General features: G+C 47.8%; 25 protein-coding genes and 1 tRNA gene. 19 read left to right on the top strand and 7 right to left on the bottom strand.

Going from position 1 to position 24,259, the window contains the following annotated elements; genetic code table 11:
* The first annotated feature begins 23 nt into the window (after window positions 1–23).
* Entirely contained in the window at window positions 24–182 is a 159-nt protein-coding gene (locus B5G11_RS16555; protein WP_171027948.1) for a hypothetical protein, read from the top strand.
* A 20-nt stretch (window positions 183–202) separates the two neighbouring features.
* Entirely contained in the window at window positions 203–862 is a 660-nt protein-coding gene (locus B5G11_RS13450) for an HAD family phosphatase (protein ID WP_087254637.1), read from the top strand.
* Between the two features lie 74 nt (window positions 863–936).
* Here the strand turns inward: B5G11_RS13450 and B5G11_RS13445 are convergent, their stop codons facing one another.
* From B5G11_RS13445 to B5G11_RS13425, 5 genes are all read right to left on the bottom strand, one after another.
* Window positions 937–1,284, bottom strand: a complete 348-nt coding sequence (locus B5G11_RS13445) for a hypothetical protein (RefSeq protein ID WP_087254635.1) — start codon at window positions 1,282–1,284, stop codon at window positions 937–939.
* Between the two features lie 19 nt (window positions 1,285–1,303).
* Window positions 1,304–2,419 carry an N-acetylglucosamine-6-phosphate deacetylase gene (gene nagA, locus B5G11_RS13440; protein WP_087168709.1) on the bottom strand — a complete coding sequence of 372 codons (1,116 nt, stop codon included), beginning with the start codon at window positions 2,417–2,419 and terminating at the stop codon, window positions 1,304–1,306.
* Between the two features lie 72 nt (window positions 2,420–2,491).
* Window positions 2,492–3,223 (bottom strand): glucosamine-6-phosphate deaminase, encoded by a 732-nt coding sequence (gene nagB / locus B5G11_RS13435; protein ID WP_087168708.1) that lies wholly within the window; start codon window positions 3,221–3,223, stop codon window positions 2,492–2,494.
* A gap of 60 nt (window positions 3,224–3,283) precedes the next feature.
* Window positions 3,284–3,895, bottom strand: a complete 612-nt coding sequence (locus tag B5G11_RS13430; protein ID WP_158099290.1) for a carbohydrate-binding family 9-like protein — start codon at window positions 3,893–3,895, stop codon at window positions 3,284–3,286.
* Window positions 3,895–4,764 (bottom strand): class I SAM-dependent methyltransferase, encoded by an 870-nt coding sequence (locus B5G11_RS13425; RefSeq protein WP_087254632.1) that lies wholly within the window; start codon window positions 4,762–4,764, stop codon window positions 3,895–3,897. Before B5G11_RS13425 ends, B5G11_RS13430 begins: the two co-directional genes overlap by 1 nt.
* Window positions 4,765–5,017: 253 nt before the next feature.
* On the opposite strand from B5G11_RS13425, the gene yedF reads away from it, so the two are divergent.
* From yedF to B5G11_RS13375, 10 genes are all read left to right on the top strand, one after another.
* Window positions 5,018–5,626: a sulfurtransferase-like selenium metabolism protein YedF gene (gene yedF / locus B5G11_RS13420; RefSeq protein WP_087168705.1), complete on the top strand. Its 609-nt coding sequence runs from the start codon at window positions 5,018–5,020 to the stop codon at window positions 5,624–5,626.
* A 168-nt stretch (window positions 5,627–5,794) separates the two neighbouring features.
* Window positions 5,795–6,844 (top strand): selenide, water dikinase SelD, encoded by a 1,050-nt coding sequence (gene selD, locus B5G11_RS13415; RefSeq protein WP_087168704.1) that lies wholly within the window; start codon window positions 5,795–5,797, stop codon window positions 6,842–6,844.
* 27 nt (window positions 6,845–6,871) lie between these two features.
* Window positions 6,872–8,266, top strand: a complete 1,395-nt coding sequence (gene selA / locus B5G11_RS13410; RefSeq protein WP_087168724.1) for an L-seryl-tRNA(Sec) selenium transferase — start codon at window positions 6,872–6,874, stop codon at window positions 8,264–8,266.
* A 30-nt stretch (window positions 8,267–8,296) separates the two neighbouring features.
* Window positions 8,297–10,213, top strand: a complete 1,917-nt coding sequence (gene selB / locus B5G11_RS13405; RefSeq protein ID WP_087254629.1) for a selenocysteine-specific translation elongation factor — start codon at window positions 8,297–8,299, stop codon at window positions 10,211–10,213.
* Complete coding sequence (locus B5G11_RS13400) at window positions 10,210–11,115, top strand: selenium metabolism-associated LysR family transcriptional regulator (protein ID WP_087168702.1); 906 nt, start codon at window positions 10,210–10,212, stop codon at window positions 11,113–11,115. Before selB ends, B5G11_RS13400 begins: the two co-directional genes overlap by 4 nt.
* 114 nt (window positions 11,116–11,229) lie before the next feature.
* Window positions 11,230–12,369: an aminotransferase class V-fold PLP-dependent enzyme gene (locus B5G11_RS13395; RefSeq protein ID WP_087254627.1), complete on the top strand. Its 1,140-nt coding sequence runs from the start codon at window positions 11,230–11,232 to the stop codon at window positions 12,367–12,369.
* A gap of 18 nt (window positions 12,370–12,387) precedes the next feature.
* Window positions 12,388–13,488, top strand: a complete 1,101-nt coding sequence (gene yedE / locus B5G11_RS13390; protein WP_087168700.1) for a YedE family putative selenium transporter — start codon at window positions 12,388–12,390, stop codon at window positions 13,486–13,488.
* 52 nt (window positions 13,489–13,540) lie between these two features.
* Window positions 13,541–13,747 (top strand): sulfurtransferase TusA family protein, encoded by a 207-nt coding sequence (locus tag B5G11_RS13385; protein ID WP_087254624.1) that lies wholly within the window; start codon window positions 13,541–13,543, stop codon window positions 13,745–13,747.
* Entirely contained in the window at window positions 13,744–13,980 is a 237-nt protein-coding gene (locus B5G11_RS13380) for a DUF3343 domain-containing protein (RefSeq protein WP_087254621.1), read from the top strand. Before B5G11_RS13385 ends, B5G11_RS13380 begins: the two co-directional genes overlap by 4 nt.
* Window positions 13,981–14,109: 129 nt before the next feature.
* The gene (locus B5G11_RS13375; RefSeq protein ID WP_087168723.1) at window positions 14,110–16,092 is read left to right on the top strand and encodes a sodium-translocating pyrophosphatase; all 1,983 of its coding nucleotides are present in this window, start codon (window positions 14,110–14,112) and stop codon (window positions 16,090–16,092) included.
* A 43-nt stretch (window positions 16,093–16,135) separates the two neighbouring features.
* On the opposite strand, the gene B5G11_RS13370 is transcribed toward B5G11_RS13375, so the two are convergent.
* Entirely contained in the window at window positions 16,136–16,723 is a 588-nt protein-coding gene (locus B5G11_RS13370; RefSeq protein ID WP_087168697.1) for a TetR/AcrR family transcriptional regulator, read from the bottom strand.
* Window positions 16,724–16,757: 34 nt separating this feature from the next.
* Window positions 16,758–17,795 (bottom strand): proline racemase family protein, encoded by a 1,038-nt coding sequence (locus B5G11_RS13365; protein WP_087168696.1) that lies wholly within the window; start codon window positions 17,793–17,795, stop codon window positions 16,758–16,760.
* 309 nt (window positions 17,796–18,104) lie between these two features.
* Between B5G11_RS13365 and B5G11_RS13360 the strand changes: the two genes are divergently transcribed.
* The 7 genes from B5G11_RS13360 (at window position 18,105) to B5G11_RS13330 (ending at window position 24,100) form a co-directional block, all read left to right on the top strand.
* Window positions 18,105–18,202, top strand: a tRNA-Sec gene (locus tag B5G11_RS13360).
* Between the two features lie 181 nt (window positions 18,203–18,383).
* Window positions 18,384–19,712 (top strand): proline reductase-associated electron transfer protein PrdC, encoded by a 1,329-nt coding sequence (gene prdC, locus B5G11_RS13355; RefSeq protein ID WP_087254618.1) that lies wholly within the window; start codon window positions 18,384–18,386, stop codon window positions 19,710–19,712.
* Between the two features lie 111 nt (window positions 19,713–19,823).
* On the top strand, window positions 19,824–21,674 hold the full coding sequence (prdA, locus tag B5G11_RS13350) for a D-proline reductase (dithiol) proprotein PrdA (RefSeq protein WP_087254615.1): 1,851 nt from the start codon (window positions 19,824–19,826) through the stop codon (window positions 21,672–21,674).
* A 16-nt stretch (window positions 21,675–21,690) separates the two neighbouring features.
* Window positions 21,691–21,987, top strand: a complete 297-nt coding sequence (locus B5G11_RS13345; protein WP_171028009.1) for a CBO2463/CBO2479 domain-containing protein — start codon at window positions 21,691–21,693, stop codon at window positions 21,985–21,987.
* Window positions 21,984–22,709: a D-proline reductase (dithiol) protein PrdB gene (gene prdB, locus B5G11_RS13340; RefSeq protein WP_087168693.1), complete on the top strand. Its 726-nt coding sequence runs from the start codon at window positions 21,984–21,986 to the stop codon at window positions 22,707–22,709. Before B5G11_RS13345 ends, prdB begins: the two co-directional genes overlap by 4 nt.
* Window positions 22,710–22,837: 128 nt before the next feature.
* Window positions 22,838–23,608: a proline reductase cluster protein PrdD gene (prdD, locus tag B5G11_RS13335; RefSeq protein WP_087168692.1), complete on the top strand. Its 771-nt coding sequence runs from the start codon at window positions 22,838–22,840 to the stop codon at window positions 23,606–23,608.
* A 27-nt stretch (window positions 23,609–23,635) separates the two neighbouring features.
* Window positions 23,636–24,100, top strand: a complete 465-nt coding sequence (locus B5G11_RS13330; RefSeq protein ID WP_087254612.1) for a glycine/sarcosine/betaine reductase component B subunit — start codon at window positions 23,636–23,638, stop codon at window positions 24,098–24,100.
* Window positions 24,101–24,259: the final 159 nt, after the last annotated feature.

Here is a 24,259-nt window from a genome sequence, read left to right as displayed (position 1 = left end):
AAGAACAACAGGAGGGAAAGTTTATGGGACAGGAACTGATTTTAAAATTAAAAGAAGTAAAACAGGCACTGGTAGACCTTGATCTCAAAGGCGAAGAGTGGGAAGAACGTCAGGAAATTCTGCAAAAGCTTGAAGACGTGACCTCCTATGTAAAGGATGCCATGGGAAGCGGAAAACTATAAAGCAGAAAGGATGAAAGACGATGCAGCCAAAGATCAGGGCACTGGTATTTGACATGGACGGGCTTCTCTTTGACTCGGAGAAAGTGGTCCAAAAATCGTGGTATATCGCCGGAGAACGGCTGGGATACCCAAACGTAGGAGATCACATCTATCATACCCTCGGGTTTAATGTTGTAAGAAGAAGCAGGTATTTCAGGGAGACATTTGGAGAGGAATTTCCGGTAGAGACCTTTAATCAGATGACAAGGAAGATTTTTTATGAATTGAAGGAGACGGAAGGAGTTCCGAAAAAGCCGGGTGTGGATGAGCTGCTTTCCTACGCAAAAGAAGAAGGATACCTGCTGGCGGTCGCCACTTCGTCCGGGGAGGCCTATTCCAGAACGCTTCTGAAAGAGGGAGGGATCTGGGATTATTTTGACGCCGCGGTCTTTGGCGATATGGTCACACATGCCAAGCCGGATCCGGAGATTTATCTGAAAGCATGTGGGAAACTTGGAGTGAAGCCTTCGGAAGCGGCCGCACTGGAGGACTCGCCGAATGGAATCCGTTCTGCGTATGCGGCGGGTATGTATCCGATTGTCATACCGGATCTGGTCAGGCCGGACGAGGAGATCAAAAGTCTCAGCACATGGCAGTGTGAATCATTGTTTGATGTGATCAGTATACTGAAAGAAAAGTAAGAATCAGCCGTACAGAAAAGGCAGTCCTTCTCTGTGCGGCTGATTTTGTGATGTATGAGGAATGTGCGTACATCCTAAAGATTCAGAAAGCGGCTGCAGCATTCCTCAAAGACGTGAATCTGATGTGTCAGGTCTTCTGCCTGTATGTCGGACAGACTTTCCAGAAGAAGATCCTGAGCACGGTGTACGCCTTCTTTGTCAAGAGGAGGCGTAAGAGCGAAATCGCTGTAGGCCCGAAGCTTCTGGAAATAGAGATTCAGGTCCGCGGGATTTTGTTCCTTATATGCCAGTTCATACATATAGTGGGAGTCTGCAGCGTCAGAATCACTGCATTTTTGACAGATCCACTTTCCAAGGTAATAATATTGATTTCCGATCCGGTAGACAAATCCCGGACGGGAGATGAAATCCTGATGGTTCATATCCGGCACCTCCTTGTCATTAGCCGTTGATGATAACCTGTTTCAGGGAAAGATCCGGATTTAACAGGACCAGATTTCCGATTTTGCCCGGAGAGATGCTTCCGTACAGATGCTCCAGGTGCAGTGCGCGTGCCGGATTGTAGGTGGCACAACGGACAGCGTCTTCCAGCGGAATGTCCATCTCGGTTACTGCGGTACGCATACAGTCGGCAAGGTTTGTCACGGATCCGGCCAGTGCTCCGCCCTCTGCCAGAGTGGCATGTTTTCCGGACACATTGACATCCAGTCCGCCGAGGGTGTAGGAGCCGTCCGGCATTCCTGTGGCGCGCATACTGTCACTGATCAGGCAGATTCTTTCGGAACCAAGCATGGCAAAGGCAGCCCGTACCATGGACGGATGAATATGGACTCCGTCACAGATCAGCTCTGCGAATACATGTGGACTGTCAAATACAGCGCCGACAACACCCGGTTCCCGGTGGGTAAATGCAGGCATGGCATTGAAAAGATGAACAGCATGGCAGGCTCCGGCATCGAAAGCGGCCTTTGCGTCTGCATATGGAGCGTTTGTATGTGCCAGAGAAACGGATACGTTGTCCTTCACTTTCCGGATAAAATCAAGTGTCCGTTCCAGACCCATTTCCGGCGCAACGCCGATAAATTTGATCAGCCCTTTTGCGGCATCCTGAAATTCATTAAAAAGAGCGGCATCACATGGAATGATATTCCTTTCGTCCTGCGCGCCTTTCTTTGCGATGCTGATAAAAGGCCCTTCCATATTCAGACCCACAAGATGTGCACCCTGCTCATTTGTGTAGGAAGCAGCGGTAGCAAGAATCTTCTTGAGCTCTTCTGAAGGAAGTGTCATGGTGGCCGGACAGATGGTTGTTACACCTATGGAAGCTTCGTATTCGGCAATTGTCCGAAGTGCTTCCGGATCGTTATCACAGACGTCGGCTCCCATGCATCCGTGAAAATGAATGTCAATCAGTCCCGGAATGGCGTAGGCACCGCCGCCGTCCACAACTTCACCGGAACCGGAAGCAGTTTCGCAAAACAGTCCGTCTTCAATCACTACATCACCCGGATGGAAGTGAAAATCCTCCCCGTATACTTTTACATTTTTGATAATCATAATAGTACTCCTTTGTCTGAAAGAAAAGGATGCCGGGAAAGAATCCTTCCTCCCGGCATCCCTGATTACATGTTAACGAGGAACTTTGGAAAAAGCAGCCTCATCAGCTACAACGGTTACGTCCGGATGGAACTGCAGGATTGATGCAGGTACTTCCGGCGTAACAGGCCCAAAGAATGATTTTGCGACCGCTTCAGCTTTATCTTCTCCGCTTACAATAAGGAGAATTTTCTTTGCGCGCATAATGGTTCCGATGCCCATGCTGTAAGCCTGTTTCGGAACATCATCAGCGGAAGCAAAGAAACGTTTATTTGCTTCAATCGTACTTGGCTGAAGGTCAACACAATGTGTTGCTTTCGGGAATTCACTGCCCGGTTCGTTGAATCCGATATGACCATTGTGTCCGATTCCGAGAAGCTGAAGATCCACACCGCCGAGAGAAGCAACGACTTCTTCGTAGTGCGCACATTCTGCTTCGCTGTCTTCGCATGTGCCGTCCGGGATATTGGTGTTTGCCGGATCGATATTTACATGATCAAACAGATGATCATGCATGAAATAATAGTAGCTCTGATCATTATCTTTTGGAAGTCCCTTGTACTCATCCAGATTGGCTGTCTTCACCTGTGAAAAATCAAGGTCACCATTCTCGTATTTGGCAACAAGGTTTTTGTAGGTTCCGACCGGAGAAGAACCTGTAGCCAGACCAAGTACACAGTCCGGTTTTGAAATAACCTGTGCTGCGATGATGTTGGCAGCTCTCTGACTCAGAGCATCGTAATCTTTTTCCACGTAGAATCTCATGACTAAAATCTCCCTTTTGTTTGATAGTTACAGTATAACACATAAAAAGAGAAAGTACTTTCAAAACGTGGCTTTTTCAAAAAATTCCGGTCTGTGAAAATCCGGAGCGTCTGACAGGATGGGCGAAAATGCAGCGTAATGCTCGATGGACGGATCTTCCGAAATCTTATAAAAGTTGCAGGAAAAGGTATCGGGAAGACCGGATTTTGTGATTCCGTAAATCTGTTCCAAAAGGGAAAGCGGAAGATGGAAGGTCAGTTTCCAGCAGTCCGGCATCAGACGGACATGGTGTGACAGCGCACGGCATTCTGCTTCCGAAAACAGGGTACGGCCGGTACGGGCAAATCCGTACTGGGCAAGGAGAGCGCCGTTTGCGTTGAATTCCAGATTGATATACGGAGAGAGTTTCCGGCTTCGCTTTCCGGAAAACGGGAAGTGAAAAAACGCTTCCATGGCACTGTCCAGGTAAACCGGAACCTGAAAGCCGGTCTGACGGCGGAGCGGATCTGTCTCAAAACAGGTCATTTCCACGTAGAATCCGTCACCGGGCACATATCCGATCCGGCCTGTAACGGGAGGAGCAAATTTCGTTCCCCAGAGTAAATGGGACACCTCAAATGAGGTGCCCTCTGAAGATAACTGTTCCGGGAAGGAGAGGATCTGAATTTTCATTATGCCGAAACCCCGCTTTCCCAACGGCCGCTTGCCCCGCATGGAAGTACAAGACCGTTTGAAGAAACCGGAAGACCGATTTCCTGAGAGTCCACATGACCGTGGAACTGTTTCAACTCCGTGCCGAGCATATAGGTCAGAACTGCAGGAGCGAGGCCGGTTGTGTAAGAGTTGACAAGGAAAAACAGCGGCTTGTCGGACAGAATCTGTGTACACTTCCGGATCAGAGGATGAATGGCATCCTCGATCTTCCAGATCTCGCCTTTTGGTCCGCGGCCGTAGGAAGGCGGATCCATGATGATGGCATCATAATGATTTCCTCTGCGGATTTCTCTTTCGACAAATTTCATACAGTCGTCCACAAGCCAGCGGATCGGCGCGTCCGAAAGGCCGGAGGAAGCAGCATTTTCCTTTGCCCATGTGACCATGCCTTTGGAAGCGTCCACGTGAGTGACGTGCGCTCCGGCAGCGGCAGCCGCAAGAGTGGCTCCTCCGGTGTAGGCAAACAGGTTCAACACCTTGACCGGGCGTCCGGCGGAACGGATTTTTTCAGAAAACCAGTCCCAGTTTGCCGCCTGTTCAGGGAAGAGTCCCGTATGTTTAAAGCTGAAAGGCTTCAGATTAAAGGTCAGATCCCGGTAATGGATCTGCCATTGCTTCGGAAGGCTGAAGAATTCCCATTCTCCGCCGCCTTTTTTACTTCTGTGATAATGTGCGTTTGGATGATACCACCCGCGGTTTGTCTTTTCAGTATTCCAGATTACCTGCGGGTCCGGGCGGACCAGGATGTAATCACCCCAGCGTTCCAGCTTTTCCCCGCCGGAACAGTCTATGACTTCATAATCTTTCCAACCATCTGCAATCCACATGATTAACAATCCTTTCTATATCTGATATTTATCGTGACGGTGTGATTCCGTTTTGTGAATCCTCCATAATCCTGTTTATTATAGCAGTAAAGGAATAAAAGCTCAATGAAAAACACCCTTTTTGAGCCGAACCTATAGAAAAAGCAAATGATTGATATACGAAAAACCGATAAGTAAATCCGTTTACCGGCTATTTGCTTAGTGTTAAAATAATCGGTAGATATGGAACTAAACAGGAAAGGTGGAACAAGAAATGATCAAAGTAAACGCAATCGGAGATAATTGTCCGATTCCTGTAATTAAAACAAAGAAAGCAATGAAGGAGCTGACAGGACCGGATACAATCGAAGTACTGGTAGATAACGAAATCGCTGTTCAGAATGTGACAAAGATGGCTCAGTCCTCAGGCGGAAAAGTAACATCCGAAAAGAAAGCGGAGAAAGAATACCGCATCCTGATTGAGATGGAAGGTGCACCGGCAGCAGAAGAGGCTGAAGAAGAGGTTTCCTGCACACCGGACAAGAGAGGAAATACGATCGTTGTCGTATCTTCGGACAAGATGGGAAGCGGAAACGAGGAGCTGGGAAAAGTCCTGATGAAAAGTTTTCTCTTTGCGGTGACACAGCTTGAGGAGCTGCCAAAGACCATGCTCTTTTATAATGGAGGCGCGACACTGACGACAGAGGAGTCCGACTCTCTGGAAGATCTGAAGAATCTGGAGGCACAGGGCGTTGAGATCATGACGTGCGGAACATGTCTTGATTACTATGGACTGAAAGAGAAGCTGGCTGTCGGAACAGTAACAAATATGTACAGCATTGTAGAGACGATGGAACAGGCATCAAAAGTGATCAGACCATAAAGACAACAGTATGGAAGTATACATCAGGATCGGCATCAGACTGTGCTGATCCTGATATTTTTTTGACGGGAAACGTAGATTTTTGGTTGATCTTGTTTCTGTTTATGATATAATAAAAAAGTTATAAGTTTTTTCTATAAGTGCATGCGAAAGGAGAAGAAGAAAAAGATGATTCAGGATGTGAAATTGACACAAATGACAAAGACGGCGGGGTGAGCCGCCAAGATAGGTCCTGAGACCCTTGCCCAGGTTCTGGGTAAGCTACCGAAATTCCATGATGACAACCTGATCGTCGGAATCGAGACAGCGGATGATGCTGCGATCTACAAGGTGACAGATGACATCGCCATGATCCAGACGGTTGATTTCTTCACTCCGATCGTAGATGATCCATATATGTTCGGCCAGATTGCGGCAGCCAATTCGTTAAGCGATGTGTGGGCCATGGGAGGAGAGCCGAAGGTGGCGCTTAACATCGTCGGATTCCCGAACTGTCTGGATCCGTCCATTTTAGGAGAAATCTTAAAAGGCGGAGCGGACAAGGTGATGGAAGCAGGCGCCGTGCTGGTGGGCGGACACACCATTCAGGATGATGAACCGAAATACGGACTCTGTGTTTCCGGATTCGTTCATCCGAAGAAGATTTTTAAAAATTACGGCTGCAGGCCGGGAGATAAGCTTATTCTGACAAAGCAGATTGGAAACGGTATCGTCAATACGGCGATTAAAGCGGAGATGGCTTCTGAAAGAGCGATCAAGGAGGCAGAGACTGTCATGTCTTCTCTCAACAAGAAAGCGAAAGAGGTTGTGGAGAAGTATGACGTATCCGCCTGCACGGACGTGACAGGATTCGGGCTTCTTGGACACGGGGCCGAGATGGCAACTGCAAGCGGAGTGTGCCTGAATCTGGATGTGAGAAAGATCCCGTATTTTGCGGATGCGGTTGAGTATGCAAAGATGGGACTGATTCCGGCAGGGGCGTACAAAAACAGAGGACATTCCGGACAGTATGTGGATATCGGCAGTACGCCGGAACACTACGTGGATCTCCTTTATGATCCGCAGACATCCGGAGGGCTTCTGATCAGCGTTGCGCCGGAGCAGGCAGATGCTGTCATGGAAGATTTTGAGAAAAAGGGACTGGATACCAGGGTGGCCATGATAGGTGAAGTATCGGAAAAAGATCAGGAGGACAACACATTCATCCGGCTTGTATAGATGCCGGAGAATGGAAAAGAGACGAAAATGGACAAAAATATTTTTTACCGCAGTATTCCGAAGGTGGATATACTGCTGGAAGATGAAAGAATCCAAAACGCAGCTTCGATTTATGAACGAGACACGGTGATGGATGCTATCAGGGAGCAGACAGAGTATGTGCGCGGACTGATCCGGACATGCGACGAAGAGGAGACGATCCGCCGCGGAATTGACAATCTGATTCCGGATATTATCCGGCGGGTGGAGAAGATGCATACGCCGGATATGCGCCCGGTGATCAATGCGACAGGTACGATTCTCCACACCAATCTGGGACGTGCCCCGATCAGCAGGGAGCATATGGCAAGGCTTGCGGAAGTAGCATGCGGATACTCCAATCTGGAGTATGATCTGGAGGCCGGCAGACGTGGGGAGCGGTACTCTCACTTTGAGAAGCTTCTCTGCAAGATTACGGGAGCGGAGGCTGCCATGGCAGTCAATAATAATGCTTCTGCCGTTATGCTGATTTTAAGTTCCATGGCAAAAGGAGGAGAGGTTGTCGTATCCAGAGGAGAGCTTGTGGAAATCGGCGGGAAATTCAGGATTCCGGACGTGATGGAGCAAAGCGGAGCCAGACTTGTGGAAGTGGGAACGACGAATAAGACTCACTATTCTGATTACGCGGATGCTGTCACAGAGGAGACGAAAGCTTTTCTGAAGGTTCACACAAGTAATTACCGGATTGTCGGATTTACCGAGTCCGTAGGCATCGACGATCTGATTCCGCTGGGACAGGAGTATGATCTTCCGATTATCGAAGACCTCGGAAGCGGTGTACTCATTGATCTGAGTAAATACGGACTGACTTATGAGCCGACGGTACAGGATTCCATCCGGAAGGGAGCGGATGTAGTCTGCTTCAGCGGGGACAAGCTTCTTGGAGGACCGCAGGCGGGAATTATCGTCGGAAAGAAAAAATACATTGATAAAATGAAGAAGAACCAGCTGACAAGAGCCCTCCGTATCGACAAGTTTACGGCGACGGCGCTGGAGCTGGTATTACAGGAATATTTAAGCGAAGAAAACGCGGTAAACAAGATTCCGGTTCTTCGCATGATTACAAAATCTGCCGAAGAGGTGGAAAAGTCTGCAAGACGATTTAAACGGATGCTGGAAAGAAAAGGACTTAAGGCGGCTATCACTCTTCAGAAGTGTGAATCCCAGATCGGAGGGGGATCTCTTCCGCTTGAGAGGATTCCGAGTATGGCTGTCGGCATCCGTCCGGAAACGATGAGTGTTCCGGAGCTTGAGACGGCAATGCGCCATCTGGAGGTTCCGATCATCCCAAGGACGGTCAACGATACGATTCTGATGGATGTGAGGACCATCGAGGAAGACCGGATGAAGCTTGCGGCAGACGAGTTAAAGCAGATATTATAATTACGATAGAGACAGTGGGAATGAAATAACATGAAACACATTATCATAGGAACAGCCGGTCATATTGACCATGGAAAGACGACGCTGATCAAGGCGCTGACAGGAAGAAATACAGACCGATGGGAAGAAGAGCAGAGAAGAGGGATCACGATCGATCTTGGATTTACCTATTTCGACCTTCCAAACGGCGACCGGGCAGGGATTATCGACGTGCCGGGACATGAGCGTTTTATTAACAATATGGTTGCAGGCGTGGTAGGGATGGATCTGGTCATGCTTGTAATCGCGGCGGATGAGGGAATCATGCCGCAGACAAGAGAACATATGGACATTCTTGGCGAGCTTGGTATTGAGAAGAGTATCATTGTCCTCAACAAATGCGATCTTGTGGATGAAGAGTGGATGGAGCTTGTTGAGGAGGAAGTGCGTGAGGAACTGCATGGCACATTCCTTGAGAATGCACCGATTGTAAAGGTATCCGCCGCTACAGGAGAGGGGCTGCCTGATCTTATCGATACGATCCAGCGGATGACGGAAAATGAAGTGACGGAAAAAGATATTCATACGATTCCGAGACTTCCGATTGACCGTGCGTTTACCATATCCGGATTCGGGACAATCATTACCGGAACCCTGCTTGCGGGGACAATCCGGAAAGAGGATACCCTTTGCATGTATCCGATCGGAAAAGAATGTAAAATCCGGAATATCCAGGTCCACGGCGAAAATGTGGATGTCTGCTATGCCGGACAGCGTGTGGCCATCAATCTCTCCAACATCAAAAAGTCTGAGATCAAGAGGGGCTGTGTTCTTGCGCCACCGAAAAATATGAAAAATACAGATCTTCTGGACGTAAGGCTCAATGTCCTTCCATCTTCCATGAGGATCCTTACCAATAATGCAAGACTTCACCTGTTTACAGGGACAAGCGAAGTTCTATGCCGTGCCGTCCTGCTTGATAAAGAGGAGATCGGACCGGGCGAGAGCGGCTTTGTGCAGCTGCGTCTGGAGGAGGAGATCGCCGTGCGAAGAGGCGACCGGTTTGTTGTGCGCTTCTATTCTCCAATGGAGACCATCGGGGGCGGCGTGATTCTGGAGCCGAATCCGAAATGGAAGAAGAGATTCCAGCCGGATGTGATTGAGGAACTGAAGAAAAAAGAGTCCGGCTCCTCTGCTGATGTGATCGAGCTTCATATCCGCCAGCATGACAAGACTATGGTGACAGTTGCGGAACTGGCCAAGATCACTGCGCTTGCACCGGAGGAAGTGGAGGAAGATGTAAAAGAGCTGCAGGCGGCAGGACAGATTCATGTGTTCCCTATGAAGAAAGATACCTATGTATGGCACAGAAGTTCGCAGGAGAGCATGACAGAGTCCATTTTAAAAGAGCTGGAAGGATTCCATAAGGCTCATCCGTACCGGCCGGGTATGCCGAAGGCAGAAGTGCATATGCGCTTTATGAAGCAGGTCAAGCCAAATGTATTTGACATGTATATTGAAATGCTGATAAATGAGGGAAAGATCGGACGCAGCGGAGAGTACCTCCATGCCCCGGCTTATGAGATACCAAAAGATGCGGTATTTGAGAAAGCATCCCGGACGATTCTTGAGACCTTTGAGAAAGCGGGGTATGATTTTGTCCGTTTTTCAGAGATCGTATTTCCGAAGCTCCCGGACGGAGTGAAGGAAGATGTGCTTCAGGTGCTGATTTCCGACGGAACTGTCGTAAAGATCAACGATGAAATGTATACACTGGCGTCCTATATGGAGAAAGCAAAAGCAAAGATTATTGAGAAACTTCAGAAGGACGGTTTGATTACGATTGCTGAGGTGCGGGATATGTTTGGAACAAGCCGGAAGAGCGCCAAGCCGATCCTGGAATATATGGACAGCCAGAAAGTGACTAAGAAAACAGGAGCAGAGAGCGAAAGGGTTGCATATTTATGAATTTAAAACAGTTGGAGGCATTCGTATGTGTCGCAGATAAGAAGAGCTTTTCCAAAGCGGCAAGGGAGCTGTATCTGACACAGCCGACGATCAGCGCACATATTGCCTCGTTGGAAAAGGAGCTGGATGCAAGGCTGTTTATCAGAAATACAAAAGAGGTGAGTCTGTCCGAGGATGGAACCGTTCTCTACAGCTACGCAAAACAGATGATTGATCTGGAAGAGCAGATTGAGGCATGTTTCTGCGGAGAGAGACAGTCGGATGTCAGAAAGATCACAATTGCGGCATCCACAATTCCGGCGCAGTATATTCTGCCGGGGATTTTGGCAAGGTTCATTGAGAAATATCCGAAAGAGCAGTTTAAGGTCATTGAGACGGACAGTTCCAAAGTGATCGAACTGATCTCCGGGGGAGCGGCTGATATCGGGTTTTCCGGAACTGTTCTCGAGAGGAAGTTCTGCAAATATATTCCTTTCTATAAGGATGAACTGATTATCATTATGCCGAATACGGAAAAGTATCAGGCGCTTATGGAGCAGGAAAATCTGGACTGGCTGAAATCAGAATCCTATATCATGAGGGAGGAAGGATCCGGGACACGAAAGGAAGCGGAAAAACAGCTGAAACGCTACGGGATCGATGTGGATCAGCTTACCGTAGTCGCAAGTATGGAGAGCCAGGAGGCAATTAAACGTTCCGTCATGAACGGAATGGGAATTTCCATTATCTCCAGACTGGCAGCGGAAGAAGAGGTCAGAACAGGAAAGGTGCTTTGCCGCAAGGTGCCGGGTGAAGGAGAAGGCCGGGACCTGAATGTCGTTTACAATAAAAACTTTCACCTTTCAAAATCCGCTGAGCGGTTTATTAAAGTAGTGAAAGAAATGTATCAAATTCACAAGTAATTACAGATTGCCAATTTATAGAATGTTTCTATAAATTGGCAATTTTCATAGGGTTTTTAAATTAGACTGGATTTGATAAAAAAGATATACTAGATGTAATGGGAGGGAGAGACTATGATTTATCTTGATAATGCGGCGACTACGATGCATAAGCCGCAGGAAGTGATCGATGCGGTTGTAAATGCAATGGGTTCCCTTGGAAATGCAGGGCGAGGTGCCAATACAGCATCTCTGGGGGCGGCGCGGATCATTTATGAAGCAAGAGAGCGCCTGGCAAAGCTCTTTGGTGCGGAGGAGCCGAAGCAGATCGCGTTTACATCCAATTCTACCGAAAGCCTGAATACGGCAATCCGGGGATTGATAGATCCTGGAGATCATGTAATTACGACTGTACTGGAGCATAATTCTGTCCTCAGGCCGATCTATGATCTTCAGGAAAAAGGAGTGGAAGTGACCTTTGTAAAGAGTGATGACAAGGGCAGGATCTGTTATGAAGAGATCGAGCAGGCAATCCGTCCAGAGACAAAGGCCATCGTGACGACACACGGATCCAATCTGACGGGAAATCTGGTTGATATTGGAAGGATCGGAAAGATGGCACATGACCATGGTGTTCTCTATATTGTGGATGCATCCCAGACGGCGGGGGTTTTCCCGATTGATGTCAAAGCCATGCATGTGGATGTACTCTGCTTTACAGGACACAAAGGACTCCTGGGCCCGCAGGGAACCGGCGGGCTTTATGTGAGAGAAGGACTGAAGATTCGTCCGCTGAAGATGGGAGGAAGCGGAGTACAGACATACAATCATCATCATCCGTCTGAAATGCCGACGGCACTGGAGGCAGGCACACTCAACGGGCATGGAATCGCAGGACTGAATGCGGCACTCGGCTACATCGAACGTGTTGGGATTGATACAATCCGCAGAACCGAGCAGAAGTGGATGCGGATGTTTTACGAGGGGGTAAAAGATATTCCCGGCGTGAAAATCTACGGTGATTTCGAGACGGAAGAGAGATGCCCGATCGTTACACTGAATATCGGGGATTATGATTCCGCGGAAGTCAGCGACGAACTTCTGATGACGTACGACATTTCCACGAGACCGGGCGGACACTGCGCGCCTTTGATGCATGAAGCACTCGGTACGGTAGAACAGGGATCCGTACGCTTCAGTTTCTCCCATTTCAATACTGAGGAAGAGATTCAGACTGCCATCCGTGCAGTAGAAGAACTCGCGAAAGAAGAATAAGGAACAGGAGGAAAGAGAATGAATTTATCTGACTCAAAGAAAAAACTGGCGCTTGCCGGCGTTGTCTGCGGTATTGTTGCTGCAGTTCTGGCTGCAACAGGAAACCCGGCGAATATGGCGATCTGTATCGCATGTTTTGTCAGGGACACTGCAGGAGCTCTGAAATTCCACAGCGCGGCGGCAGTACAGTATGCCAGACCTGAAATTGTAGGAATTGTGCTGGGAGCATTTGCGATCTCATTAGCGACAAAGGAATACCGGTCTACCGGAGGATCTTCTCCGATGATCCGTTTTGTCCTTGGAATGATCATTATGATCGGTTCTCTTGCATTCCTTGGCTGCCCGCTTCGTATGGTACTCCGTATGTCAGCAGGTGACCTGAATGCATGGGTTGCCCTGATCGGATTTGCTGCCGGCGTTGCAACAGGAGCATTTTTCCTGAAGAAAGGATTCAGCCTTGGACGGGCACATGAGACCAATGCCGCAAGTGGTACAGTACTTCCGATTCTGATGGTGGGAATTCTGATTTTAAGCGTATGCACAACACTGCTTGCTGCATCAGAGCCGGGGGCAGGCCCGGGAGCCCTTCACGCCCCGATTCTGATTTCTCTGATCGGTGGTTTGATCTTTGGAGCTTTTGCGCAGAAATCCAGAATGTGTTTTGCGGGAAGTATCCGTGATATTATTCTTGTCAAAAGTTTCGATCTGATTTCTGTTATCGTAGGACTGTTTGCAGTTATGCTGATTTATAATATCGCAACAGGCGGATTCCACCTCGGATTCAGTGGACAGCCGATCGCACATTCCGCGCATCTGTGGAATATTCTCGGGATGTATGCGGTAGGATTCGCGGCAGTACTTGCCGGTGGATGTCCTCTTCGCCAGCTCGTTCTGGCAGGACAGGGATCTTCCGATTCCGCAGTCACGGTACTGGGACTGTTTGTCGGCGCTGCTGTATCACATAACTTTGGACTGGCAGGCGCGGCAGCAAGTGCGGCAACTGCGGACAAGGCAGCGTCCGCAGGCGGAGTCAGCACAGCAGGTCAGATTGCAGTTGTCATCTGTATTGTCGTATGTTTCATAATTGCATTGACAAATAAGCGGAAAATGGCGAAATAGTATGGTATTTTAATGAAATGTATGTTATTCTATGAGAAAGGATGATAATGAAATGAAGGAAGTAGATGCAAGAGGACTTTCCTGTCCGGAACCGATCATGATGACAGCAGAGGCGATCAAAGGAACGACGGAGCCGGTAAAGGTACTTGTAAGCGAACCTCATCAGAGAACGAATGTAGAGAAATTCGCGAAAGATAAAGGCAAGAAGGTTACCGTGACGGAAAAGGGCTCTGAATTTGAAATAGTGATTGAATCATGAGAAAGAAAGAATTAAAGCTGGTAGTGACATTCCATACGACAGCAGATGCTATGGCAATGGAAAAGACTTGTAAAGAACATGAAGTGAATGGCAGACTGATCCCTGTACCAAGGGCGATTTCGGCGGGATGCGGACTTGCCTGGTGTGCGGATCTTACGGACAGGGATTCGGTGCTTGACATTATGGATCAGGTGGGAATTGAGCACGAAGAGCTTCACGAATGTATGGTATAATCAGGAGAAAACCGGATTTTCATTATGAAAATCCGGTTTTGCTTTTTGGGGGACAAATTTCCGCGGGGCGGGCTGTTCTGTAAAAGCAGAAAGTACAGCAAAGTCATGAAATTGAGAGGAGGAGATGATATGACATTAATGCTGAAAGTAGTTCCTGTATTTGCTGCAGCGGCACTTCTGTTTGCGGTTTATCTGGCGCTTAAGGTTTCCAGACAGGAGGCAGGAACCAGGAGAATGCGGGAGATTTCCGAAGCCATTGCGGAAGGAGCTGGAGCTTTCCTGATGGCGGAATACCGGATTCTGATAGTCTTTGTTGTAGTGCTGTTTGTACTGATCGGTATTGGAACGAGAAGCCTTGTAACGGCCGTGTGCTTTGTAGCAGGTGCTCTGTTTTCGACACTTGCCGGTTACTTTGGAATGCAGGTGGCGACAAAGGCAAATGTCCGAACGGCAAATGCGGCAATGAAATCCGGTATGAACCGGGCTCTTTCCATAGCATTTTCCGGTGGAGCCGTGATGGGGCTTTGTGTGGCAGGTCTCGGGGTTCTTGGTGTCAGCATGATTTATCTGATTACCGGAAATATTGATGTGCTCTCCGGATTCAGCTTCGGAGCATCTTCCATCGCACTGTTTGCCCGTGTGGGAGGCGGTATCTATACGAAGGCGGCAGATGTTGGCGCTGACCTGGTCGGAAAAGTAGAGGCCGGAATACCGGAAGATGATCCGAGAAATCCGGCTGTCATCGCGGACAATGTCGGAGATAATGTCGGAGACGTGGCCGGAATGGGAGCTGACCTTTTTGAGTCTTATGTAGGGGCATTGATTTCGGCTCTGACACTTGGAATCGTATATCATGAGACGGCAGGCGTTGCGTATCCGCTCGTGATTTCCGGGCTTGGACTGATTGCTTCTGTTCTTGCGACCTTCTTTGTAAAAGGAGATGAAAAGTCGAATCCGCACAGAGCTCTTAAGATGGGAACGTATGTATCAAGCGCACTGGTGGTTGTTGTGTCGCTTGTCTTCAGCCTTGCGTTCTTTGGCAGCCTCAGGATGGCGGGAGCGGTGATTTCCGGTCTGGCTGTGGGCCTGCTGATCGGAATTATCACAGAAATTTATACATCAGCAGATTATAATTCGGTAAAAGAGATTGGAAAGCAGTCAGAGACAGGAGCGGCGACAACGATTATCAGCGGTATGGCTGTCGGAATGAAATCGACAGCGGCGCCGGTTCTTCTGATCTGTGTCGGTATTTTTGCGGCATACCAGTGCAGCGGTCTTTATGGAATTGCGCTGGCCGCAGTAGGAATGCTGTCTACAACGGCCATTACTGTTGCGGTGGATGCCTATGGCCCGATCGCGGATAATGCGGGAGGTATTGCAGAGATGGCGGGGCTGGACGAATCGGTCCGTCAGATTACGGATAAGCTCGATTCCGTTGGAAATACGACAGCGGCGATAGGAAAAGGATTTGCCATCGGTTCTGCAGCCCTGACCGCGCTAGCATTGTTTGTGTCCTACGCTGAGGCAGTCAGGCTGGATCAGATTGATATTCTGGACAACAGAGTTATTATCGGACTTTTTATTGGAGGAATGCTGCCGTTTCTATTCTCGTCCATGACAATGCAGAGTGTATCGAAAGCAGCATACCAGATGATCGAAGAAGTAAGAAGACAGTTTAAGGCAATGCCGGGGATTATGGACGGTACAGAAAAACCTGATTACAAATCCTGTGTGGCAATTTCTACAACAGCAGCCTTGAAGGAAATGCTGATCCCGGGAATTATGGCGGTCGCATCTCCGGTAGTAACAGGGCTGATCCTTGGAACGGGGGCGCTGGGCGGTCTTCTGGCAGGAGCGCTTGTAACCGGTGTCCTGATGGCCATTTTCATGTCCAATGCAGGCGGAGCCTGGGATAACGCAAAAAAATATATTGAGGACGGACATCACGGTGGAAAGGGAAGTGAGGCGCACAAAGCGGCAGTAGTCGGAGATACCGTGGGTGATCCTTTCAAAGATACCTCGGGGCCGTCTATTAATATTCTGATCAAACTGATGACAATTGTTTCGCTGGTGTTTGCACCGTTGTTCCTTTCGGTCGGCAGTCTTTTGTAAAAAAGAAAAAAGAGAATCCTGCACGAAAAGTGCAGGATTCTCTTTAAATACCATGAACAAATGTATCCAGGACGTGGGGCAGAAGACGCCCGCTGTACTCGGACAGGGAATAGGTACCCCGGCATAATGCCCAGTCATAAATCATGGAACGCTCATACATGGCGTAAATCTTGAGCAGTTCATCGACAGTACAGCCGGGATGAAACTCTCCGGTTTCCACCGCGTGTTCCAGGATCTCTCTCAGCCAGGTAAAGTACAGACGCTGCTCGTCAAGAAGCGACCGGTGGTCTTTTGTGACAAGCTGAGAAGAATACAAAAACGCAATAAGATTAACATCAATGCTCGTTTCGATCATATGGAACAGTTCTCTGTTCAGATACAGAAGTGTATCATAGGCAGACAGATCCGGATCAATTTTTGACTGAAGATCTTCATATTTTGAGTCAAACAGATCGGAGATGGAATTCAGCAGTGCCTCTTTCCCCTTGAAGTAATGGTAAAAGGTTCCTTTTGATGTCTTGGAAAGAGCGATAATATCTTCTACGGTTGTTTTGTCATAGCCTTTTTTGTAAAAAAGATTCCATGCCGCTTTTACTATACGGCTTTTCGTGGAAGAACGTTTTCTTGGCATAAAAATCTGTGTCCTTTCTGCATGACTGTGAGGTCTAGTGACCTACGCGGAATCCGTATTTCAGCGGATCGTCCGGGTCAATGACGTAGGTGGAAAGACCTGTAACATAAGCAGATCCTGTAATCCGCGGAATAACAGCATTGTAATCGCCTACTTTTGCTTCACCGAGAATAACACCTTTGAACTGGGAGCCGATAAAGCTTTCGTATACGAAAGGTTCACCGATACCGATTTCACCTTTTGCGTACAGTGTGGCAAGTTTTGCGCTTGTACCTGTTCCGCACGGAGAACGGTCAGCCATATGATCGCCGAAGATTACAACATTTCTGCGGCTGCATCCAGGTGTATCTGTATGACAGTAGAACTCGGCAAGGTCTACAGTTGTAATGTCGAGCTCCGGATGTTTTACTTTTACTTCTTTGTTGACATTCTCCAGAAGCTTCATTCCAAAATCCTGAAGGAACGGAACAGTCTTGGAATCTACGTGAAGATTCAGGGACGGCTGTTCTGCATCGATAATGGCAAAGAAACTTCCGCCGAAGGAAATATCATAAGTAATTTCTCTTCCGTCTACGACTGTTTTGAGATTTTCTTTATAAAGGAATGCAGGTACGTTTGTCAAAGTAACGCTGACAACTTTTCCGTCTTTTACCTGAGCCTTTGTACGGATTAATCCGGCCGGAGCCTCAAGAACGACTTCTGTCTCAGGTTCTTTTGCTTCGATCAGTCCTGTTTCGATTACGGCTGTAACTGTACCGATTGTACCATGTCCGCACATGTTCAGATACTCTCCGGTATCCATGAAAATAACGCCGAAATCAGCTTCAGGGTTGACCGGTTCTGTCACAACAGCGCCAAACATGTCGTGATGTCCCCGTGGTTCAAACATCAAAGCCTGACGAAAATGATCGTAATGCTCTGCGAGATAGTTCTTTCTTTCAATCATGGTATTACCTTCCAGTTTCGGGAAACCGGAAACTACAATACGTGTAAATTCTCCGACTGTGTGTGTATCCACAGCTAAAAAAGATGCCTCAAAATTATCAAGATTTAATTTTGGGTTCAGTTCCATGATCAGATCCTCCTTAGAAAAAATACTTCATAAACTTTGATTGCCTATAGATAAAAGCGATAAATCTATCGGGCGGGACGCTGTACGGTATGCAGAAAAAAAATACCGGCGGCATAAGCCGGAAGCGGCAGGTGCCATATAGTAGACCGCATTCTAGTACGGCGTCTAGTAAGTTATTACAATTATGACTGAAAAGCCTTGAAAAGTCAACGGCTATTTGCTAAAATACAATTGACAAAAATTTAATTATTTTTCTGTTGAAATTTGCCGTCAAGTGTGGTAAATTGTCTATGCGAAAAAGCATAACATGGAGGTAGATGAGTAACTGGTGTGCTTCCTGGTCTTCAAAACCAGTGTAGGGCGTTAGGAGCGTCCTGGGTGGGTTCGATTCCCACATGCCTCCGCCAGAAAGAAAACAGGCCTGTAAATATGCGGGCTTCAGATATCAGCCGGGAAATGACCGCGCTGAGCATCTTATAGAAATCATCAATAAACAAACATTGCTGTGGATCACGACGGGAGACAGATCGTATATTGGAGACCGAGCTCATATCCCGTATAAAATATAAAGAAAAGGAGCATGTTGTTATGGGAAACATTCAACTTTTACTGCGTCAGCACGTAGGAGCGCCATGTGAACCGGTTGTAAAAGCCGGAGATGTGGTAAAAAAGGGTACACTTGTAGCAAAACCGACCGGACTTGGAGCGAACATCTTCTCCAGTGTTTACGGTGTGGTAGAAGAAGTAAAGGAAGATCGCATCGTGATCAGGCCGGATGAAGAACAGCCGGATGAGTACGAAAAGATTTCCGAGGGCACACCGCTTGAGATGGTGAAAGAAGCCGGAGTAGTCGGCATGGGCGGCGCAGGATTCCCGACAGGAATCAAGCTGGACGCGCATCTGGATCATGGCTATATCCTTATCAATGCAGCCGAGTGTGAGCCTGGTCTATACCATAATATCAGACAGATCGAGGCCGAGAGTGACAAGATCGTACGCGGCGTGAAATATTGTATGGATATCGCAGGCGCTGACAAAGCGATTTTTGCAATCAAGAAGAAAAATGAAAAAGCAGTAGAGACACTTCGGACTGCAATTAAAGATGAAGAAGCCATGACGATCCACCTTCTTCCGGACATCTACCCGATGGGAGAGGAAAGAGCGGTTGTCAGAGAGTGTCTTGGAATCGAGCTTGAGACAACACAGCTTCCATCTGCTGCCAATGCGGTAGTAGTCAATGTGGAGACGATCTCCAGAGTGGCAGAAGCTATCGAGGAGAGAAAGCCGTGCTTTGTCAAGAATATGACAGTAATCGGCAAGCTTAACGGCGGAAACGAGCCGCACGTCTTCATGAATGTTCCGGTAGGGACAAGCGTTGGGGAAATGATCGAACGTGCGGGCGGTATTGACGGCGTATACGGAGAGATCATTATGGGAGGACCTTTCACCGGAAATCCGACAGATCTCGATGCTCCTGTTACAAAGACGACAGGCGGTATCATCGTGACCATCGATTTCCCGAACCTTCACGGTGCAAAAGTCGGACTTCTTGTCTGCGCATGCGGCGGAAGCGAAGCACGTATGAGAGATATCTGCGAAAAGATGAACGGTGTTGTAGCATCTGTAGCAAGATGTAAGCAGGCTGTTGAGAACAAGCCGGGCGCACCGCTTAAGTGTGAAAGACCGGGTAACTGCCCGGGACAGGCAAAGAATAACATCCAGTTTAAAAAAGACGGATGTGAATACATCATTATCGGTAACTGCTCCGACTGTTCCAACACAGTTATGGGATCTGCTCCGAAGATGAAACTGAAAGTATTCCATCAGACAGACCATGTCATGAGAACAATCGGACATCCATTATACAGATATCTGAGAGTTTCCAAGCATGTAGAACAGTTTCCAGACGGAAAATAAAAGAAACGGTATGGCATAAAAGTACATCACATTCTGCGTCACCATGCGGTGTGGTTGTATATATAGAAAACGGCGAAGAGCCGAAGGAGAAAATCAAGGAGGGAATGAAACATGTCAATTACAGCTGAAACAGCGAAAGCTCATGCAAAAGATCCGGCCGTGCTTTGCTGCAGGGCGGAAGAGGGCATCACAATCGAAGCTGCAAATCTTGAGGATCCGGCGATCTTTGATGATCTGGTAGATTCAGGACTTCTGAATCTGGAAGGCGTCCTTACGATTGAACAGGTTCTTGGTGCAAAACTGAAAAAAACATGTGATTCACTTACAGCACTTACACCGGATGTCGTAGAAGGATACAAAGAAGCTTCTGCGGAAGAACCGGTAAAAGAAGAAACAGCTGAAGAAGAAGCACCGGCAGTTCAGCCGGAAGTGCCGGCTCCGGCACCGGCAGCAGTACCGGGTGGAGTATTTAAACTCCATATCGGAGAAGGAAAAGATATCAATCTGGAAATCCCGGTTGGCATCATGGGAGGCTCTGCAGTAGCAGCAGCACCGGCTCCGGTGGCAGTAGCAGCGGCACCGGCAGCAGAAGAAAAAGAAGCAAGAGTGATGGGAACACTCACAAGAAAGCATTTCAAAATCACTGAAGTAAAGAGAGGACCGGAGACAAAGATCGACGGAACAGTGCTTTACATCCGTGAAGGAATCGAAGAAGAAGCAGCTGCAGGCCAGGAACTGGTAAACAGCTTAAAGATTGATATTATCACACCGGAGATGTACCACACATACTCCAACACAATCATGGACGTACAGCCGATTGCCACAAAAGAAGGCGAAGCTGAAATCGGAAATGGTGTAACACGTGTACTTGACGGCGTTGTTATGATGGTAACAGGTACAGATGCAAACGGCGTTCAGATCGGTGAGTTCGGTTCTTCCGAAGGATACCTGGATGAGAACATCATGTGGGGACGTCCGGGAGCACCGGATAAGGGTGAGATCTTCATCAAGACAGAAGTGATCATCAAAGAAGGAACAAACATGGAGCGTCCGGGTCCGCTCGCTGCACATACAGCGACAGACGTGATCACACAGGAGATCCGTGAAGCCCTTAAGAAACTGGACGACTCACTTGTTGTTGATACAGAGGAGTTTGAACATCTCAGACATCCTGGAAAGAAAAAAGTAGTCATCGTAAAAGAGATCATGGGACAGGGCGCTATGCATGATAACCTGATCCTTCCAATGGAGCCGGTAGGAGTACTTGGAGCGAAACCAAATGTAGACCTTGGAAACGTTCCGGTTATGACATCTCCGCTGGAAGTGCTTGATGGATGTATCCATGCACTGACATGTATCGGACCTGCATCCAAAGAGATGTCCAGACACTACTGGAGAGAGCCTCTCGTACTGGAAGCACTCCATGACGAAGAGCTTGACCTCTGCGGCGTTCTTTTCGTAGGAAGCCCGCAGATCAACGCAGAGAAGTTCTATGTATCCAAACGTGTCGGACAGACAGTAGAAGCTCTGGATGTTGACGGTGCATTTATCACAACAGAAGGCTTTGGAAATAACCACATTGATTTTGCAAGTCATCATGAGCAGATCGGAAAGAGAGGAATCCCGGTAGTTGGATTATCTTTCTGTGCTGTACAGGGTGCACTCGTTGTTGGAAATCCGTATATGACAAACATGGTTGACAACAATAAATCTGAATCCGGTATCGAAAATGAAGTTCTTGCATGCAACACACTGTGTAAAGAAGAAGCAGTACGTGCAATCGCAATGCTGAAAGCAGCAATGGCAGGCGAGGAAGTAAAACCGGCAGAAAAGAAATGGAATCCGAATGTCAAGGCAAACAACATCGAGATGATCGAAAAGGCAACAGGAACAAAGATTGATCTCGTTGCAAATGAGCAGTCTCTCCCGATGAGCCAGAAGAGAAAAGAAAAATACGATTAATAGATGGTAATGACGTATGGAACTGAAATATGGAGATAAAATCATAAGAATGGAAGGCGTCATCGTCGAGGTACATGACGGATGCGTAGGAGTTGACCTGAAAGGAAGGCTCGGCTATCTGAAGATTCCGATGCGGATGCTGATCACAGATTATCCGGTCAAAGTCGGACAGGAAGTGGCATGGAACATGAGCTTCGTAGAGCAGATGGGGCCGGAGATCAATGAGAAGTACGTCAGCAACCTTGATATCTACAAGAGGCGTCAGAAAGAGATGCGCGAATTGAATGAAAATCATGAGGAGGTTTCAAAATGAGCTTAACGGTTGTGAAAGGTTTACAATCTGAAATTTATGTTCCGATTACTCCGCCGGCAGTATGGACTCCAGTAACAAAAGAGATTAAAGATATGTCTATTGCTCTTGCTACTGCAGCAGGTGTCCATAAGAAAAGCCAGGAAAGATTTAATCTTGCCGGAGACTTCACATGGAGAAAGATTGAAAATACAACTCCATCCAGTGAACTGATGGTTTCACATGGTGGATATGATAACGGTGATGTAAACAAAGACATCAACTGTATGTTCCCGATCGACAGAATCCATGAACTTGCAAAAGAAGGATTTATCAGAGCATGTGCTCCGGTACACGCAGGATTCATGGGCGGCGGTGGAAATCAGGAGAAATTCAAACATGAAACTGGTCCGGCCATCGCACAGATGTTTAAAGAAGAGGATGTCGACGCAGTCATCCTCACAGCTGGATGAGGTACCTGCCACCGCTCTGCAGTACTGGTGCAGAGAGCGATTGAAGAGGCTGGTATTCCTACAATTATCATCGCAGCCCTTCCACCTGTTGTTCGTCAGACAGGTACACCACGTGCGGTAGCACCGCTCGTACCAATGGGAGCAAATGCCGGAGAACCGAACAACGTAGAAATGCAGACAGAGATTGTAAAAGCAACTCTGGAGCAGCTCGTTGCAATCGATACTCCAGGAAAGGTAGTTCCGCTTCCATTTGAATACATTGCAAAAGTTTGATGCAAATCATTATGGGATCTGTACAGAGTGTACAGATCCCTATTTTCATTTGAAAATCAAATATCATTTTCTGAAAGTGCAAAGTGTGTTATGATAAAAAAGGATCAACAGGAAAGGAATCAAATGCCATGGGAGAAGAGACAAAACAGCTCCGCCGGCTTGTGATTAAAGCCTACCACATACGGGAAGCTATGTGGGGCGAGGAGAACAAGGTGGAGGAAAGCGGCGTGCTGACTGTGGATAAAGAGAGCGCAGACCGCTACAAACGTGGAAAAGAAGACTATATATCAGATATTTCTTTCCGGATTATCAAACCGGAAGAACGTGATCAGTATACCAATACGATTATGGACATTATCCCGATTTCAGCGAAAGTGCTTGGAAATATCGGGGAAGGAATTACTCATACGCTGACAGGTGTCTATGTGATCCTGACAGGCGTGGATACTGTAGGAAAGCAGACACATGAATTCGGATCCTCGGAAGGAAACCTGAAGGAGCAGATCTGTTACGGAAGAGCCGGGACGCCAGGAGAAGGAGATATCATGATTGCTTTTGATGTGACGCTTCAGGAAGGAATGGGCCAGATCCGGGCAGGGGTAACGGCGGCACACAGCGCATGTGATGAATTTGTCCAGGAACTCCGGGAACAGCTGAAGAAATTTCATGGGGACCGCTGCACAGAACGTCACGAATATTACGATGTGGTACGTCCGGGAAAGAAAAAAGTACTCATTATCAAACAGGTGGCCGGGCAGGGAGCTATGTATGACATGCATCTCTTCGCAAAAGAACCATCAGGCGTGGAAGGAGGCCGCTCCATCATCGATATGGGAAATATGCCGGTTCTAGTAACACCAAACGAATACCGTGACGGAATTCTGCGGTCCATGCAGTAGAAAAAGAACGAAAAGGGGTGACAGAGAATGGGAATCGGACCTTCAACAAAAGAAACAACACTTCACAACTTCCGCGATCCGCTTCTGGATGTAGTGTCAGCCGATGAGGATCTGGATCTGATGGGAATCCTTATCGTGGGGACACCACAGGATCAGCAGGACAAAGTGCTGGTGGGAACCAGGGCGGCAGTCTGGGCGGAAGGAATGCGCGCGGACGGCGTGATCATCTCTGCAGACGGATGGGGAAACAGCGATGTCGATTATGCCAATACAATCGAACAGCTCGGAAAACGCGACATTCCGGTGGTGGGAATCCACTTTTCCGGAACGGCCGGACAGTTCGTGGTGACCAATCCGTATATGGATACGATTGTTGATATGAATAAAAATCCAAAGGGCGTAGAGACCGACGTGGTCGGCGAAAATGCGGTAGACACCATGGATGCACGAAAAGCAACGGCAATGCTGAAACTGAAAATGCGAAAACGATAGAAAATTGAAAATGTGTTGAAAAATACAGGAAAGCAGGGAGCAGCACTGAAGAATAAAAACTTTTCGCAATAAAAATCCCAGAGATTTCCTGCTTTTCTTCTGTTTAATGTAAAATAAAAGAAAAAAATTTTACACACAGGAGAAAAGTATGAAGAAACT

The organism is Drancourtella sp. An57 (assembly GCF_002161525.1).
Classification (GTDB): domain Bacteria; phylum Bacillota; class Clostridia; order Lachnospirales; family Lachnospiraceae; genus Sellimonas; species Sellimonas catena.
The sequence above is the reverse complement of the archived record's forward strand: the minus strand, read 5'-3'. Positions and strand labels throughout refer to the sequence as shown.

Coding starts and splice junctions, on each gene's coding strand:
- prdC (WP_087254618.1), top strand. CDS start 18,384: ATGGGAAACATTCAACTTTTACTGCGTCAGCACGTAGGAGCGCCATGT.
- B5G11_RS13370 (WP_087168697.1), bottom strand. CDS start 16,723: ATGCCAAGAAAACGTTCTTCCACGAAAAGCCGTATAGTAAAAGCGGCA.
- yedE (WP_087168700.1), top strand. CDS start 12,388: ATGAATTTATCTGACTCAAAGAAAAAACTGGCGCTTGCCGGCGTTGTC.
- prdA (WP_087254615.1), top strand. CDS start 19,824: ATGTCAATTACAGCTGAAACAGCGAAAGCTCATGCAAAAGATCCGGCC.
- B5G11_RS13345 (WP_171028009.1), top strand. CDS start 21,691: ATGGAACTGAAATATGGAGATAAAATCATAAGAATGGAAGGCGTCATC.
- selA (WP_087168724.1), top strand. CDS start 6,872: ATGGACAAAAATATTTTTTACCGCAGTATTCCGAAGGTGGATATACTG.
- B5G11_RS13400 (WP_087168702.1), top strand. CDS start 10,210: ATGAATTTAAAACAGTTGGAGGCATTCGTATGTGTCGCAGATAAGAAG.
- nagA (WP_087168709.1), bottom strand. CDS start 2,419: ATGATTATCAAAAATGTAAAAGTATACGGGGAGGATTTTCACTTCCAT.
- B5G11_RS13365 (WP_087168696.1), bottom strand. CDS start 17,795: ATGGAACTGAACCCAAAATTAAATCTTGATAATTTTGAGGCATCTTTT.
- B5G11_RS13385 (WP_087254624.1), top strand. CDS start 13,541: ATGAAGGAAGTAGATGCAAGAGGACTTTCCTGTCCGGAACCGATCATG.
- nagB (WP_087168708.1), bottom strand. CDS start 3,223: ATGAGATTCTACGTGGAAAAAGATTACGATGCTCTGAGTCAGAGAGCT.
- B5G11_RS13395 (WP_087254627.1), top strand. CDS start 11,230: ATGATTTATCTTGATAATGCGGCGACTACGATGCATAAGCCGCAGGAA.
- selB (WP_087254629.1), top strand. CDS start 8,297: ATGAAACACATTATCATAGGAACAGCCGGTCATATTGACCATGGAAAG.
- B5G11_RS13375 (WP_087168723.1), top strand. CDS start 14,110: ATGACATTAATGCTGAAAGTAGTTCCTGTATTTGCTGCAGCGGCACTT.
- B5G11_RS13330 (WP_087254612.1), top strand. CDS start 23,636: ATGGGAATCGGACCTTCAACAAAAGAAACAACACTTCACAACTTCCGC.
- B5G11_RS13380 (WP_087254621.1), top strand. CDS start 13,744: ATGAGAAAGAAAGAATTAAAGCTGGTAGTGACATTCCATACGACAGCA.
- B5G11_RS13445 (WP_087254635.1), bottom strand. CDS start 1,284: ATGAACCATCAGGATTTCATCTCCCGTCCGGGATTTGTCTACCGGATC.
- prdD (WP_087168692.1), top strand. CDS start 22,838: ATGGGAGAAGAGACAAAACAGCTCCGCCGGCTTGTGATTAAAGCCTAC.
- yedF (WP_087168705.1), top strand. CDS start 5,018: ATGATCAAAGTAAACGCAATCGGAGATAATTGTCCGATTCCTGTAATT.
- B5G11_RS13450 (WP_087254637.1), top strand. CDS start 203: ATGCAGCCAAAGATCAGGGCACTGGTATTTGACATGGACGGGCTTCTC.
- B5G11_RS13430 (WP_158099290.1), bottom strand. CDS start 3,895: ATGAAAATTCAGATCCTCTCCTTCCCGGAACAGTTATCTTCAGAGGGC.
- B5G11_RS16555 (WP_171027948.1), top strand. CDS start 24: ATGGGACAGGAACTGATTTTAAAATTAAAAGAAGTAAAACAGGCACTG.
- B5G11_RS13425 (WP_087254632.1), bottom strand. CDS start 4,764: ATGTGGATTGCAGATGGTTGGAAAGATTATGAAGTCATAGACTGTTCC.